The following is a 15,292-nucleotide window of genomic DNA, read 5'->3' on the forward strand; positions in this document are numbered from 1 at the left end:
TCGCTCCAAACATCCAGGGATTGCTGTGCCATTTTCTCTCTTTGACTTCCTTTAACTGCGTGTTTGGACACTCCCAAACCGCAGGATCTACTTGACTCTTTCGAACAAGAATGGTAATGTTTATGTAAGGCAGTTGGTAGGACCAACATACCATATGACCGTCGGACGGTATGAACAGGAAGTGAGGAAACAGACAGAATATGGCTGCTGTCATAAATTATTTAGAAACCGGTTCACAGAACCCATTTTATAATCTGGCCTTTGAGGAGTATGTCCTGGCCAACCGCACGGAGGGCGACTACCTCCTGCTGTGGCAGAACGACAACACTATCGTCATCGGGCAGAACCAAAACGCGGAGGCGGAGATCAACCGGGCCTTCGTGGAGGAGCATCAGATCCGCGTGGTGCGGCGCATCACCGGCGGCGGCGCGGTGTACCATGATCTGGGCAATCTGAACTATTCCTTTATCACAGACGCCGGTGAGGCCGAGCGGCTGGCCATGGAGCGGTTCACCCGTCCCATCGTGGAGGTGCTGCGGGGCCTGGGACTTCAGGCGGAGGCCTCCGGCCGGAACGACATCCTGGTGGAGGGCCGCAAGGTCTCCGGCACGGCCCAGCGGCTTTTGAGAGGCCGAATCCTGCACCACGGCACCCTGCTGTTTGACGCCAATCCCGGCATGGTGGCCGGGGCGCTGAATGTGGACCCGGCCAAGTTCCAGTCCAAGAGCGCCAAGTCCGTGCGGAGCCGGATCGGCAATATCCGGGAATTCCTGCCCCGGGACATGGATCTGCCGGCCTTCTGGGAATACCTGAAAGCGGCGCTGGCCGGAAGCGGTTTGGTATCCGCCGCCTTGTCGGCGGAGGAGCTGGCCGCCGTGGAGGCGCTGAAAGCCTCCAAATATGACACTTGGGCGTGGAACTTTGGACGTTCCCCCAAGTATGACCTTGTGAATAAGCGCCGTTTCGACGGCGGCGGACTGGAAGTCCGGGCCGCTGTGGAAAAGGGCTGTATCACGGATATCGTGTTTTACGGTGATTTCCTCTCTGTCGCGCCGTTGGGAGAGCTGACCGAGGCGTTGAAGGGCTGCGCCTTCCGCAGGGAGGACGCGGCGGCGGTGTTGGACAGGTTCCCCCTGCGGGAGCTGTTCGGGACGATCACCCGGGACGAGGTCCTGGACACGATGTTCTATGTGGACTGATTTGGGAAGCAGTCCGCGTGACGCGCTGACAGAGTCAGGAGCGCTCTTGTGAAACGCTGAGATGCGGAGCGGTGCCGTACTTTTCGCGGCGCGGTGTTATACTTGTCCACATTACAGAAATGGTAACATGTTTCTGTGGAGCGGTTTGGCCGCTGGAAGCTCCATCAAAGGGCCGCGGATGAAAAGAGAGGGCCGTGCATGGAGCTGACGGACGGCGGGCCGCAGCATCATTAGGAAGGGATTGATTCAATGAAAGCCTACAAAACGATCATGAATGGCGTGGCTGAATTCGAGAAAATCGTTACAAGTCTTGTTTTGGTTTTCGTCACCGCGATCACCTTTGCCAACGTCGTGGTCCGCAAGCTGAGCGACAGCCAGTTTGCCTGGACTGAGGAGCTGGTCATCAACCTGTTCGTGCTGTTGATCATGATGGGCTGCGCGCTGAGCGCGCGGGAGGGAAGCCTCATCAGCCTGTCCCTGATTTTCGACCGCTTGAAGGTCGGCGGCAAGAAGATCTTTGTCGCCATCATCACCGTTGCAAACACCGCCTTTTGGCTGATCCTGCTGAAGACCGGCATCGACAAGGTGGCCTCCCAGATGGCCTCCGGCAAGCACACCTCCTCCCTGCAGTGGCCTGAGTGGGTGTTCACCATTTTCCTGCCCATCGGCGCTGTGTTCCTGGTCCTGCACACCATTGAGTTCTGTGTGGATGTGATGTCCAACAACGCGCCCGGCATCTCCGCGGAGGAAGGGGGAAATGACTGATGATTAACCTGATCCTGTTCGGCTCCTTCTTTGTGATGCTGTTCCTGAACATCCCCATCTGCGTCAGCCTGGGCATGTCCTCCATCTTTGCCATGCTCTTCTCCGGCGACAAGCTGTCCATCGTTCCCACCAACGTCTACAACGGCATGGCAAAGTTCTTGCTGCTGGCCATCCCCTTCTTCGTGCTGTCCGGCAACATCATGGCCAAGGCCGGTATCTCTACCCGTCTGGTCCAGTTCATTGACGACTGCATCGGCCACCGGCGGGGAGGCATCGCCATCGTGTGCGTGGTGGTGGCCTGCTTCTTCGGCGCCATCTCCGGTTCCGGTCCGGCCACCGTGGCGGCTCTGGGCATCATCCTGATCCCCGCTATGATCAATCGCGGCGGCTTCTCCGCACCTTTCTCCTCCGCCATGATGGCCACCGCATCCTCCATCGCCATCGTCATCCCGCCCTCCATCGCATTCGTGGTGTACGCCTCCATCACCGACGTCTCCGTGGGCGATATGTTCATGGGCGGCATCATTCCCGGCATTATGATGGGCGCCGCGCTGGTGGTCGTCATCATGATCGAGGTCCGCAGAAAGGGCCTGACCTCCTCCCGGGAGAAGGCCACCTGGGGCCAGCGCTGGAAGTCCTTCCGCACCGCGTTCTGGGGCTTCCTGATGCCCGTCATCATTCTGGGCGGCATCTACGGTGGCATCTTCACGCCCACCGAGGCCGCTGCTGTCTCCGTGGTGTACGGCCTGATCGTCGGTCTGTTCATCTATCGTGAGGTCAAGCTGCGGGACCTGTATGACCTGCTGGTCGATTCCACCAAGACCACTGGCGGCATTATGCTGATCATCGGCGCCGCCACACTGTTCTCCTACATCTGCACGGTCCACGGCATCTCCGGCGCGGCCCAGAAGCTGCTGCTGAACATCGCCGGCAACAAGTATATCTTCCTGCTGATCGTCAACGTGATCTTCCTGATCGCCGGCTGCTTCGTGGATGCCAACTCCGCCATGTACATCTTCATCCCCATCATGTATCCCGTGGCGACCCAGCTGGGCATCAACCCCATCCACTTCGGCGTGCTGTCCACCGTGAATCTGGCCATCGGTCAGGTGACGCCTCCTGTGGGCGTCAACCTGTTCGTCGCCATCGGTGTCAGCAGCAAGCTGCAGGATATCAGGGACAAGACCCGCGTTACCATCGAGACGATCTCCAAGGCCGTGTGGCCCATGATCATCGCCTGTGTCATCACCCTGATGATCGTCACCTATATCCCCATTTTCTCCACCATCTTCCTGAAGGGCTGATGGTCCTGAGGATCTGTCATCACGCAAGTGATATCAGATAAAACGCAACTCAAAAATTTAAGGAGGAAAAACAATGAAAAAGTTTCTTGCATTGATCCTCGCACTGGTCATGGGCCTGTCCCTGGTCGCCTGCGGCGGCGGTGACAAACCCGCTGATGACGCGGCCAACGAGCCCACCCAGACCGAAGGCGATGCCCCCAAGTTTGAGAAGCAGACCTGGAAGTTCACCTGCTCCGCTACCGAGAACACCTGCTGGGCCGACATGGGCCGCGACTTCGGCCAGATGGTCAGCGACGCCACCGGCGGCGCTGTCACCGTTGAGGTCTATGCCGCTGACCAGCTGACTGCCGGCAACCAGACCGAGGGCATCCAGGGCGTTATGGACGGCACCATCGAGCTGTCCGCCCACTCCAACATCATCTACTCCAACTTCGATTCCCGTCTGAACGTTGTCTCCCTGCCCTTCCTGTTTGACAACTTCGATGACGTCGATGCCAAGCTGGACGGCGACGCCGGTAAGGCTGTCGGCGAGGTCGTTGAGAGCATGGGCCTGCATCTGCTGGGCATCGCCGAGAACGGCTTCCGTCATCCCACCAACAGCGTCCGTCCCATCGAGTCCCTGGCCGATATGAAGGGCCTGAAGATCCGTGTCGCCGGTTCCGAGCTGCTGAACGCCGAGTATGACGCCTGGGGCGCCAACTGGACCAACGCCAACTGGTCCGAGGTCTACACCGGCCTGCAGACCGGTACTTACGACGGTCAGGAGAACCCCCTGCCCACCGCTGACGGCGCCTCCATCGCCGAGGTCCAGAAGTACGTCACCTATTGGACCGGCGTGTATGACTGCATCTTCTTCACCATGAACGGCGAGCTGTACGACTCCCTGGATCCCGAGCTGCAGAAGATCGTTGATGAGTGCGGCCTGAAGGCTGCCCAGAATCAGCGCAAGCTGGAGCGCGAGGGCGACCAGGAAGTTCTGGAAAAGTGGAAGGCGGCCGGTGTGACCGTTTCCGAGCTGTCTCCCGAGGCCGTTGAGGAGTTCAAGGCCGCTTCCGCCGGCCTCTATGAGGATCCCAAGTTCGTGGAGATGATGACTCCCGAGCTGATCGCTGCTTTCACCGAATAAGCGGCTCGTTAAAACATAACAGTTAGCCAAGAATTGTAAGTTGCGTTAACTGAAAAAACGTGGCAGCAGGGAACTGTCGCCACGTTTTTTCAGAACCCAACGAGTGAAATTTTTGACGAATCCAATAAAAAAGTGCAAAAAATGGTTGATTTTCAATAAATACCGACAAAAAAGCCGGTAGAAGGGAGTTTTTCCTATGGCAACAAAAACGGCAACATACACGAAAGAGCAGGCGGCACAGTTCTACGAGACCATGTGCACCATCCGCAAGTTTGAGGAGACCGTCAAGCATGATTTCCTGGCTGGCGAGATCCCCGGTTTCGTGCATCTGTACATCGGCGAGGAGGCCATCGCCACCGGTGTCTGCGCCGCTCTGCGGAAGGACGACATGATCGAATCCACCCACCGCGGCCACGGCCACTGCGTGGCAAAGGGCGCGGATGTGAAGCGGATGATGGCGGAGATCTACGGCAAGAAGGAGGGCCTCTGCCAGGGCCGCGGCGGCTCCATGCACATTGCGGACTTCTCCGTGGGTATGCTGGGCGCCAACGGCGTCGTGGGCGGCGGTTACAACCTGGCCACCGGCGCGGCTCTCGCCAACAAGATGATCCTGAAGAACGACAAGGTCTCCGTGGTGTTCTTCGGCGACGGCGCGTCCAACCGCGGCACCTTCCATGAGGCCATGAACGTCGCCTCCGCCTGGAAGCTGCCCGTCATCTTTGTCAATGAGATGAACTGCTGGGCCTCCACCACTCCCTACCGCACCACCTGCAATGTGGAGAACATCTCCGACCGTGCCGCCGGTTACCATGTGCCCGGCGTGATCGTGGACGGCCAGGACGTGTTCGCCGTGTATGAGGCTGCGAAGGAAGCCGTTGCCCGCGCCCGCGCCGGGGAGGGCCCCACCTTCATCGAGGCCAAGACCTACCGGATCGAGGGCCACTTTGTCGGCGACCCCGAGATGTATCGTGACCATGCCGAGACCCAGAAGATCTATCATGACACCGATCCTCTGAAGATGTTCCGCCAGAAGGCCGCCGAGCTGGAGCTGATGACTGCTGCTGAGTGCGACGAGCTGGACGCCAAATGCGAGCAGAAGATCAAGGCCGCCAAGGAGTTCGCTCTGGCTGGCGAATATCCCGATGCTTCTGAGTATCTGAAGTATGTCTATGTGGACTAAGGCGAAGGAGGAACAAAACGATGCGTAAGATCACATTTGCAGAGGCCACGCAGGAAGCGATGGCCGAGACCATGGCAAAGGACGATACCATTTTCGCCATGGGTGAGGACCTGGCCCGTCAGGGCGGCATTTTCGGCCAGTTCAAGGGCCTGCCCCAGGCGTTCCCCGGCCGGATCATCGATACGCCTATTTCTGAGACCTTTATCATCGGCGGCGGCGTCGGCGCGGCGCTGGCCGGTGCCCGTCCCGTGGTGGATATGCACTTTGCGGACTTCATCGGCGTGCCCATGGACGAGGTGTTCAACCAGATGGCCAAGGCCCGCTACATGTTCGGCGGCCAGGCCAAGGTGCCCCTGGTCCTGCGCGCTCCCGACGGTATGACCATCCAGGGCGCCGCCCAGCACTCCCAGTGCGTGGAGGCCTGGTTCACCCACATCCCCGGCGTCAAGGTCGTGGCCCCCTCCAACCCCTACGACGCGAAAATGGTCCTGAAGGCCGCCATCGAGTGCGACGATCCAGTCATCTACTTCGAGAACAAGATCCTCTATAAGGAAAAAGGCGAGCTCCCCGAGAAGGGGGAGGAAGTGCCCTATACCATCGGCAAGGCCCGCGTGGAGCGTGAGGGCACGGATGTCACCATCGTCTCCTACTCCATCGGCATGAAGAACGCCCGGGGCGCGGCTGACCTGCTGGCCAAGGACGGCATCAAGGCCGAGGTCATCGACCTGATCACCCTGTCCCCCTGGGATAAAGAGACCGTGCTGAACTCCGTGAAGAAGACCCACCGCCTGTGCATCGTCCACGAGGCTGTGAAGCAGGGCGGCTTCGGCGCTGAGATCTCCGCCACCGTGGCTGAGCAGGCCATGGAGTATCTGGACGCCCCCATCCTGCGCTACGGCGCGCCCTTCTGCCCCATCCCCTTTGCTCCCACCCTGGAGAAGATGGTGCGCGTGTTCCCGGAGGACCTGGTCAAGGGCATCAAGGGCATGTTTTAATGCCTGTTGAAAAGGAGATTTTCAAATATGGCAACTGAAGTATTGATGCCCAAGCTCGGCCTGACCATGACCGAGGGCACCATTGAAGAATGGAAGTTCAAAGAGGGCGACGCCGTCAAGGCCGGCGACGTGCTGTTCTCTGTGGCCACGGATAAGCTGACCAACGACGTGGAGTGCGACACTGACGGCACTCTGCTGAAGATCCTGCTGCCCGAGGGCGAGACCGCTGCGTGCAAGAGCGTCATCGCCTATATCGGCCAGCCCGGCGAGGCGGTCCCCGGCGCTTCCGCGGCTCCCGCCGCGGCCCCTGCCGCTGAAACGGCCGCCGCCGCTCCCGTTGTGGCTGCTGCGGCTCCTGCCGCCCCTGTGGCCCGCGCCGCCGGCGAATATGTGCTGGCGACCCCCTATGCCAAGAAGCTGGCCAGGGAGAAGGGCTATGACCTGGCTGTGATCCCCGGCACCGGTCCCAATGGCACCATTGTTGCCAAGGACGTGGAGAGCTTCGTGGCCGGGGCCAAGACCAGCCCCATGGCCGCCAAGCTGGCCGCCGAGCTGGGCGTGGATGTCAGCAAGCTGGACGTTCAGGGCCGCGTGATGAAGGCCGATGTTCTGGCCGCCGCCGGCGTGGGCGCTGCCGCTCCCGCTGAGGCTGCCGCGGCTCCCGCCGTTCCCGCGCAGGGCAGCAACGACCTGCCTCCCGTGAAGGTGAACCCGCTGCGCCGCAGCATCGCCGCCAACATGTCCGCCTCCTGGACCACCTCTCCCAGAGTCACGTATACCCATCCCGTGGATGTCACGGCGATGAAGGAGCTGCGTGCCAAGCTGAAGGACGGCCTGAAGGAGCAGGGGATCAAGTTGACCTACAACCACATTCTGATGAAGGTGGTCGCCAAGGCCCTGACCGAATTCCCCGACATCAACGCCAGTTTCTCCAACAACATGCTGACCCGTCACATCCATGTGAACATGGGGCTGGCTGTTGCCAAGGGCGACGGCCTGATCGTCCCCAATGTGAAGAACTGCGAGGAGAAGTCCCTGGCCCAGATTGCCAAGGAGACCGAGGCGCTGATCGAGGCCACCCGCTCCGGCAAGATCGCCATGGAGGATATGGCCGGCGGCACCTTCACCATCTCCAGCCTGGGCCCCTACGGCATCACCAATTTCTCCCCCATCATCAACCAGCCTGAGCTGGCGATCCTGGGCGTGTGCGACATGGTGGATACCCCCGTGGTGCGTGACGGTCAGATCGTGATCCGTCCCATGATGAACCTGTGCCTGACCGCTGACCACCGCGTCATCGACGGCGTGATGGCCTCCAAGTTCCTCAAGCGTATCTGCGAGCTGCTGGAGAACCCCTATCTGATGCTGGTATAATGACCGCAGGGGGGAGCCAAGCTCCTCTCCGGGACATTTCTGCTGCGGTCCACGGCGTGCCGGGCAGAGTGATTTCCAAAGTTATTTGTTCAAACGGAAAGAAGGACGATTCCTATGGCTACTGAAGTTTTGATGCCGAAGCTGGGTCTGACCATGACCGAAGGCACCATTGAAGAGTGGAAGATCAAAGAGGGCCAGCCCGTCAAAAAGGGCGACGTGCTGTTCTCTGTGGCCACCGATAAGCTGACCAACGATGTGGAAGCCGATGCGGACGGCATCCTGTTGAAAATCCTGCTGCCCGAAGGGGAGACCGCCGCGTGCAAGAGCGTCATCGCCTATATCGGCGCCGAGGGTGAGGCCGTTCCCGGCGCTGCACCCGCTGCCGCTCCCGCGGCTGAGACTGCTTCCGCCGCACCTGCCGCCCCCGCTGCTGCCCCTGCCGCGGCTCCCGCTGCCGGTCCCAAGAGCGTGATCGTAGTCGGCGGCGGCCCCGGCGGCTATGTGGCCGCCATCCGTGCGGCCCAGCTGGGCGCCAAGGTCACGGTGATCGAGAAGGAGCACCTGGGCGGCACCTGTCTGAACGTGGGCTGCATCCCCACCAAGTGCCTGCTGCACAGCGCCGAGCTGGTCTCCCAGATCAAGGAGCAGGGCGCTGATATCGGCGTGAAGGTCACTGGCGTGGAAGTGGACTTCCCCCAGGTCATCGCCCACAAGAACGCCGTCAGCAAGAAGCTGACCAGCGGCATTGCGGGCCTGTTCAAGCTGAACAAGGTCGCCAAGATCGACGGCGAGGCCTCCTTCGCGGCGCCGGGCAGGCTGTCTGTCAAGAAGGCCGACGGCACCACCGAGGAGATGACCGCCGACGCCATCATCCTGGCAACCGGCTCCGTCAACTCCGTGCCGCCCATTCCCGGCATCAAGGAGAACCCCAACTGCATCGACTCCACCGGCGCCCTGAGCCTGGAGGCCCTGCCCAAGACCATGGTGGTCATCGGCGGCGGCGTCATCGGCCTGGAGCTGGCCTGCGCCTATGCGGCCTTCGGCACCAAGATCACGGTCGTTGAAGCCATGGACCACATGCTGCCCATGCTGGACGGCGATCTGACCAAGATCGGTGTGGCCCATATGAAGAAGATGGGCATGGAGTTCCACCTGGAGTGCCCTGTGCAGGCTGTGGAGGCATCTCCCGTGGGCACCAAGGTGGTCTGCAAGAATAAGGCCGGCGAGGCCGTCAGCTTTGAGGCGGAGAAGGTCCTGGTGGCCATCGGCCGCAAGGCAAACACCGCTTCCCTGAACCTGGAAGCCGGCGGCCTGAACAACGACCGGGGCCGGATCATCGTCAATGACAGGATGGAGACCAATGTCCCCGGCGTGTATGCCATCGGCGACTGCGTGTTCGGCAGGGCACAGCTGGCCCACACCGCCTCCGCCATGGGCGAGGTGGCCGCGGAGAACATCTGCGGAATTCCCGCCGTGTACGACGAAAAGACCAATCCCACCTGCGTCTACATGGAGCCGGAGGCGGCTTCCGTGGGCCTGACAGAGGAGCAGTGCAAGGCCCAGGGCCTGAACTACAAGGTGGGCAAGTTCCCCATGAGCGCCAACGGCAAGGCGCTGATCCTGAACGGCGGCGAGGGCCTGGTGAAGATCATCGCCGACGCCAAGTACGGCGAGGTGCTGGGGATGCACATCATCGGACCCCGTGCCACGGACCTGATCGCCGAGGGCGCCCTGGCCATCCGCCTGGAAGCCACCATCGATGAGCTGATCTCCACCATCCACAGCCATCCTACGGTCACCGAGACCATGCGGGAAGCTGCCCTGAATGTGGAGAAGCGTGCTATCCATACCAAGAACTAAAGCCTTTTAGACAGCACAAAAGAGGCCGCTGCTCACGCAGCGGCCTCTTTTTGTAAATCGAGGGCATGTTGTCTGTGGTCAACGGCGTCCCAGCTCTTTTTGGACAGCTTTGGTGAGCAGTGCCTGTCCCTCCGGAGAGCGCAGAACATCCAGCACCGTGGCCCGCAGCAGGTCCTGAAAGGACTTGCTCTTCATAAAAGCACGGAACATGGAGCTGTCACTCTGTCCGGCGGAAGAGGACTGGGCGACGACCTTGACTGGGCGGGGAACAGGCTTGGGTGCGGGAGCGTCCTCCACATAGCCGGTATTCAGCCAATTTTCCATCCGGGTGGGATCATCGCTCTCACCGCGCAGATAAAACAGGGAGACGCCAAAATAGGAAGCCAGCTTTTCCTGCTGGTCCTGGGTGGGTGTCTGGCGGCCTGTCTCAAATTTCTCCACAGCCGTTCTGGGAAGCCCCAGGGCGGTGGACAATGCGGGACGGCTGATGCCCCGCTCCGTCCGCAGCGCTTCAATACGCTGTGCCATTGTGATCATAAAAAGACCTCCTTTGCGAAATCACAGATCAACGCTATTATAGCGCAAGCTGGCTGGAAACGAAAGCCTTTTTTAGGGCGTGAGGCCTGCTGGAAAAAGACTTGCAATTTGCGTGCATTTTTGCTTTGATAGAGGAGAATACAGCCGATATGGAGAACCAATATGTATTGGAATGATTTAAATAATAACCTAAAAGCGCAATATAATAGCAAAGTATACAAGCTGGCGCTGTCATCCGGCTGTACCTGTCCCAACCGGGATGGGACGTTGGGGGACCGCGGCTGCATATTCTGCGATGGAGCGGGAGCCTTTGCGGAGCAGGGAGACATCCCGGCGCAGCTGGAGGCTGCCAGGGACCGGGTGGCGGCGAAGGCAGGAAAGAATGCAAAATATATCGCCTATTTTCAATCCTTCACCAATACCTATGGACCAGTGGAGCGGCTGCGGAAATTGTACACCCAAGCCATGGAGCCGGAGGACGTGGTGATCCTGTCCGTCGCTACACGGCCGGACTGCCTTCCAGAGGAGACCCTGGACCTGCTGGCGGAACTGAACCGGACCAAACCCGTCTGGGTGGAGCTGGGGCTTCAGACGATCCACCCAGCCTCCGCACGCTATATCCGGCGGGGGTATGACCTGCCGGTCTATGAGGACGCGGTGCGGCGGCTGAAGGCGGCAGGCATCACGGTCGTGACCCATCAGATCCTGGGCCTGCCTGGAGAAACACAGCATATGATGGCACAAACTGCACAATATATTGGACAAAGCGGCGCGGATGGTATCAAATTTCACCTGCTGCATGTTCTGCGGGGAACAGATTTGGCAGAGGCGTGGCGGGCGGGAAAAATGCAGACCATGGAGTTGGACGCATACATCGCCGCACTGGAGACGTGTGTGCGGCACCTTCCCCGGGAAATCGTCATCCACCGCCTGACAGGGGACGGCGCCAAACGGGACCTGCTGGCGCCGCTGTGGAGCGGCGATAAAAAGCGCGTGCTGAATGCCATTCACAGCGCCTTCCGCCGGGATGATGTGGTGCAGGGCAGCGCTCTTATGTAAAAACGGCCACCGCGGAACTTCCGCGGTGGCTGCTGTTTATTCAAGCGGCTGAAAAGCTTCGCCGGTCAGCAGGTCGTGCCAGACAAAGACGCCGTTTTCCAGGGTCATATAGCTGTGGGGGGTATCGGACTTGGGAAGAGCGAGGGAGCCGGGATTTAAATAGGTAAACTTCCCGCAGTCACGGCACACCGGCAGGTGGGTGTGCCCGCAGAGAAGAATATCCCCCTCTGTCAGAGGCGGCGGGTCGTCCGGTCCATGGAGGTGGCCGTGAGTGGCATAGATGGTCAGGCCGTCCACCGACAAAAAGGCGTAATCAGCCAGCACCGGAAAATGGAGGACCATCTGGTCCACCTCGGAATCGCAGTTGCCCCGGACGCACAGCAGCTTGTCCGCTACGCCGTTCAGCAGGGCGGTGACAGCTTTGGTATCGTATTCCTCAGGCAGGTCGTTCCGGGGGCCGTGGTACAGCAAGTCTCCCAGCAGCACCATCCTGCCGGCCCGCTCCCGCTGAAAAGCCGCCAGCAGAGCCCGGGCATAATAGGCGGAGCCGTGGAGATCGGATGCGATCAACAGTTTCATGGAAACGTCTCCTTTGATGAGATGCACTTATTTTACCGTTTTTTTGCCGCAAAAGCAACTGCAGATGCACAGTTTGCCATGGCGGAAGGGCAGGCGCCAAAGCAGTTTTGACAGGAAATGCCTCTTGACATATACCCATAGGGGGTATATAATGCGGCACAGAAAGGTGGGAGATCCAGATGGAAGAATGCAGCTGCCACAAGACGAAAGAGCGCACGGAAGAGGAGTACAGGCATCTGATCCACCGGCTGAACCGCATTGAGGGACAGATCCGGGGCATCCGGGGCATGGTGGAAAAAAGCGCTTACTGCACCGATATCCTGGCGCAGGTGGCCGCGGCCAACGCGGCGCTGAACGCGTTCAGCAAGGAACTGCTTGCCCAGCACATCAAGACCTGTGTGGCCCGGGATATCCGGGCGGGCAAGGATGAGACCATTGATGAGCTGGTCTCCACCCTGCAAAAATTGATGAAATAAACACGCAGAGGAAGCACTTAGAACCTGTATGCACAAGCGGGGAATGCCGGATGGACGCGGGATTTCCCCGGCAGACAAGGCGCTTTGACGCAGAAATACTTTGTGTATTTTAAGAAAAAGCAACGCAGTATGGCGGGAAAAGACCCGCCCAGACGGTGTTAAACGCTTGTGCATACAGGTTCTTACCCTGCGGAATGCTGGAACAGCGGACACAAGGAGGTATCCATGGAACAATATACTGTGACGGGCATGAGCTGCGCGGCCTGCAGCGCCCGGGTGGAAAAGGCCGTCTCAAAGGTGCCGGGCGTCACGTCCTGCTCCGTCAGCCTGCTGACCAACTCCATGGGCGTGGAGGGCACCGCCTCCGCCCAGGCGGTCATCTCGGCGGTGGAGGAGGCGGGATACGGCGCGGCGCTGAAGGGTGCGGCGGCGGAAAAGACCGCCGGCTCGGCACCGGATCTGGAGGACGCATTGAAGGACCGGGAGACACCGGTGCTGAAACGGCGGCTGATCGCCTCCCTGGGCTTTTTGATCGTTTTGATGTACCTCTCCATGGGGCATATGATGTGGGGCTGGCCGGTCCCGGCCTTTTTAGAGGGAAACCATGTGGCCATGGGCCTGATCCAGCTGCTGCTGTCGGTTATCATCATGGTCATCAACCAAAAATTCTTCATCAGCGGCTTTAAGAGCCTGTGGCACCGGGCACCGAATATGGACACCCTGGTTGCCTTGGGTTCCGGCGCGTCCTTTGTATACAGCACCTACGCCCTATTTGCCATGACCGACGCCCAGATGAAGGGCGACATGGCGGGAGTCATGGCCTATATGCACGAGTTCTATTTTGAGTCCGCGGCCATGATCCTGACCCTGATCACCGTGGGCAAGATGCTGGAGGCCCGCTCCAAGGGCAGGACGACGGACGCCTTGAAGAGTCTCATGAAGCTGGCGCCCAAGACGGCCACCATCCTGCGGGACGGCGCGGAGGCGGAGGTCTCCATCGACCAGGTGCGCAAGGGCGATGTGTTTGTGGTCCGGCCCGGCGAGAACATCCCCGTGGACGGCGTGGTGCTGGAGGGCACCAGCGCGGTGAACGAATCCGCCCTGACCGGCGAGAGCATTCCGGTGGACAAGGCGGCGGGAGACCATGTGTCGGCGGCCACGCTGAACCAGTCCGGCTTTATCAAGTGCGAAGCCACCCGGGTGGGGGAGGACACCACTCTGTCCCAGATCATCCAGATGGTCAGTGACGCGGCGGCCACCAAGGCGCCCATCGCCAAGGTGGCGGACAAGGTGTCCGGCATCTTCGTCCCGGCGGTGATCTCCATCGCGGCGGTCACGCTGATCGTCTGGCTGCTGGCGGGGGAGAGCATCGGCTTTGCCCTGGCCCGGGGCATCTCCGTGCTGGTCATCAGCTGCCCCTGCGCCCTGGGGCTGGCGACCCCCGTGGCCATCATGGTGGGCAACGGCATGGGCGCCAAGAACGGCATTCTGTTCAAGACCGCCGTCTCTTTGGAGGAGGCCGGCAAGGTGGAGGTGGTGGCGCTGGACAAGACCGGCACCATCACCAGCGGCGAGCCAAAGGTGACGGATGTCCTGCCCGCGGCGGGCCTGACGGAGACGGAGCTGCTCCAGCTGGCCTGCGCGCTGGAGAAGAAGAGCGAGCACCCCCTGGCCCGGGCGGTCTTACAGAGGGCGGAGGAGCTTGGGCTGGATGCTGCGGAGGTCACGGACTTCCGGGCCCTCCCCGGCAACGGCCTGTCCGCAATTCGGGACGGCGCGGTGCTGACCGGCGGCAATCTGAAGTTCATCAGCCAAACGGCGGAGGTGCCCGCAGAGCTGCGGACAGCCGCCGACCGTCTGGCGGAGGAGGGCAAGACGCCGCTCTTCTTTGCGCAGGAGGGAAAATTGGCAGGCATCATCGCCGTGGCGGACGTCATCAAGGAGGACAGTCCCCAGGCGGTAAAGGAATTGCAGAACATGGGCATCCACGTGGTCATGCTCACCGGCGACAATGAGCGGACCGCCAGGGCCATCGGCAAACAGGCGGGCGTGGACGAGGTCATTGCCGGGGTCCTGCCGGACGGCAAGGAGAGCGTTATCCGCGCCCTGAAGAAAAAGGGCCGGGTGGCCATGGTGGGCGACGGCATCAACGACGCGCCGGCCCTGACCCGGGCGGATATCGGTATCGCCATCGGCGCGGGCACGGACATCGCCATCGACGCGGCGGATGTGGTGCTGATGAAGAGCCGGCTCAGCGATGTGCCGGCGGCGGTCCGGCTCAGCCGCGCCACCCTGCGGAACATCCATGAGAACCTGTTCTGGGCGTTTTTCTACAATGTCATCGGGATCCCCCTGGCGGCGGGCATCTGGATCCCCATCTTCGGCTGGAAGCTGAACCCCATGTTCGGCGCCGCGGCCATGAGTCTCAGCAGTTTTTGTGTGGTTTCCAACGCGCTGCGGCTGAATCTGTTCAAGCTCCGCGACGCGAGTAGGGATAAAAAAATCAAATCCAAAACGAAAAAGGAGAATGCTGCTATGGAAAAGACCATGAAGATCGAGGGCATGATGTGCGGACACTGCGAGGCCCGCGTAAAGAAGTGCCTGGAGGCCGTCCCCGGCGTGACCGGAGCGGATGTCAGCCATGAGAAGGGCACCGCCGTCGTGACGCTGGGCGAGGCAGTGGCCGACGAGACCCTGAAGGCCGCTGTGGAGGCCCAGGACTACAAGGTGCTGTCCATCCAGTGATGAAAAAGGCTGCCGCGGCACAGGAGGCCGCGGCAGCCTTTTTTATGGGATCGAAAAAATGTGTGCTCCAGGCAGGTCCCGGCATCATTTGGG

At 60.6% G+C, this 15,292-nt stretch carries 13 protein-coding genes; 11 read left to right on the forward strand and 2 right to left on the reverse strand.

Features of this window, described 5'->3' with window-relative positions; genetic code table 11:
* Positions 1 to 200: 200 nt before the first annotated feature.
* From Q0Z71_RS12435 to lpdA, 8 genes are all read left to right on the forward strand, one after another.
* On the forward strand, positions 201 to 1,199 hold the full coding sequence (locus tag Q0Z71_RS12435) for a lipoate--protein ligase (protein WP_298023134.1): 999 nt from the start codon (positions 201 to 203) through the stop codon (positions 1,197 to 1,199).
* A gap of 249 nt (positions 1,200 to 1,448) precedes the next feature.
* Positions 1,449 to 1,964 (forward strand): TRAP transporter small permease, encoded by a 516-nt coding sequence (locus tag Q0Z71_RS12440; RefSeq protein ID WP_298023137.1) that lies wholly within the window; start codon positions 1,449 to 1,451, stop codon positions 1,962 to 1,964.
* Positions 1,964 to 3,268 carry a TRAP transporter large permease gene (locus Q0Z71_RS12445; protein WP_298023140.1) on the forward strand — a complete coding sequence of 435 codons (1,305 nt, stop codon included), beginning with the start codon at positions 1,964 to 1,966 and terminating at the stop codon, positions 3,266 to 3,268. Before Q0Z71_RS12440 ends, Q0Z71_RS12445 begins: the two co-directional genes overlap by 1 nt.
* Positions 3,269 to 3,341: 73 nt before the next feature.
* Entirely contained in the window at positions 3,342 to 4,394 is a 1,053-nt protein-coding gene (locus tag Q0Z71_RS12450) for a DctP family TRAP transporter solute-binding subunit (RefSeq protein ID WP_298023142.1), read from the forward strand.
* Positions 4,395 to 4,590: 196 nt separating this feature from the next.
* Positions 4,591 to 5,574 carry a thiamine pyrophosphate-dependent dehydrogenase E1 component subunit alpha gene (locus tag Q0Z71_RS12455; protein WP_298023145.1) on the forward strand — a complete coding sequence of 328 codons (984 nt, stop codon included), beginning with the start codon at positions 4,591 to 4,593 and terminating at the stop codon, positions 5,572 to 5,574.
* Positions 5,575 to 5,594: 20 nt separating this feature from the next.
* Positions 5,595 to 6,569 (forward strand): alpha-ketoacid dehydrogenase subunit beta, encoded by a 975-nt coding sequence (locus tag Q0Z71_RS12460; protein WP_298023147.1) that lies wholly within the window; start codon positions 5,595 to 5,597, stop codon positions 6,567 to 6,569.
* Positions 6,570 to 6,596: 27 nt separating this feature from the next.
* The gene (locus Q0Z71_RS12465; RefSeq protein ID WP_298023150.1) at positions 6,597 to 7,943 is read left to right on the forward strand and encodes a 2-oxo acid dehydrogenase subunit E2; all 1,347 of its coding nucleotides are present in this window, start codon (positions 6,597 to 6,599) and stop codon (positions 7,941 to 7,943) included.
* A 114-nt stretch (positions 7,944 to 8,057) separates the two neighbouring features.
* A complete protein-coding gene (gene lpdA / locus Q0Z71_RS12470) occupies positions 8,058 to 9,803 on the forward strand; it encodes a dihydrolipoyl dehydrogenase (RefSeq protein WP_298023154.1) in 1,746 nt (581 codons plus the stop codon).
* A 78-nt stretch (positions 9,804 to 9,881) separates the two neighbouring features.
* On the opposite strand, the gene Q0Z71_RS12475 is transcribed toward lpdA, so the two are convergent.
* A complete protein-coding gene (locus Q0Z71_RS12475) occupies positions 9,882 to 10,340 on the reverse strand; it encodes a helix-turn-helix domain-containing protein (protein ID WP_298023157.1) in 459 nt (152 codons plus the stop codon).
* Between the two features lie 162 nt (positions 10,341 to 10,502).
* On the opposite strand from Q0Z71_RS12475, the gene Q0Z71_RS12480 reads away from it, so the two are divergent.
* The gene (locus Q0Z71_RS12480) at positions 10,503 to 11,399 is read left to right on the forward strand and encodes a TIGR01212 family radical SAM protein (RefSeq protein ID WP_298023160.1); all 897 of its coding nucleotides are present in this window, start codon (positions 10,503 to 10,505) and stop codon (positions 11,397 to 11,399) included.
* 36 nt (positions 11,400 to 11,435) lie between these two features.
* Here Q0Z71_RS12480 and yfcE read toward each other — a convergent pair whose 3' ends face one another.
* Complete coding sequence (gene yfcE / locus Q0Z71_RS12485) at positions 11,436 to 11,978, reverse strand: phosphodiesterase (protein ID WP_298023163.1); 543 nt, start codon at positions 11,976 to 11,978, stop codon at positions 11,436 to 11,438.
* A gap of 179 nt (positions 11,979 to 12,157) precedes the next feature.
* Between yfcE and Q0Z71_RS12490 the strand changes: the two genes are divergently transcribed.
* A complete protein-coding gene (locus Q0Z71_RS12490) occupies positions 12,158 to 12,454 on the forward strand; it encodes a metal-sensing transcriptional repressor (RefSeq protein WP_298023165.1) in 297 nt (98 codons plus the stop codon).
* 225 nt (positions 12,455 to 12,679) lie between these two features.
* On the forward strand, positions 12,680 to 15,199 hold the full coding sequence (locus tag Q0Z71_RS12495) for a heavy metal translocating P-type ATPase (RefSeq protein WP_298023168.1): 2,520 nt from the start codon (positions 12,680 to 12,682) through the stop codon (positions 15,197 to 15,199).
* The last annotated feature ends 93 nt before the right edge of the window (positions 15,200 to 15,292 follow it).

The sequence above is a fragment of the uncultured Dysosmobacter sp. genome (assembly GCF_947631635.1).
In the GTDB taxonomy this organism is placed as follows: domain Bacteria; phylum Bacillota; class Clostridia; order Oscillospirales; family Oscillospiraceae; genus Oscillibacter.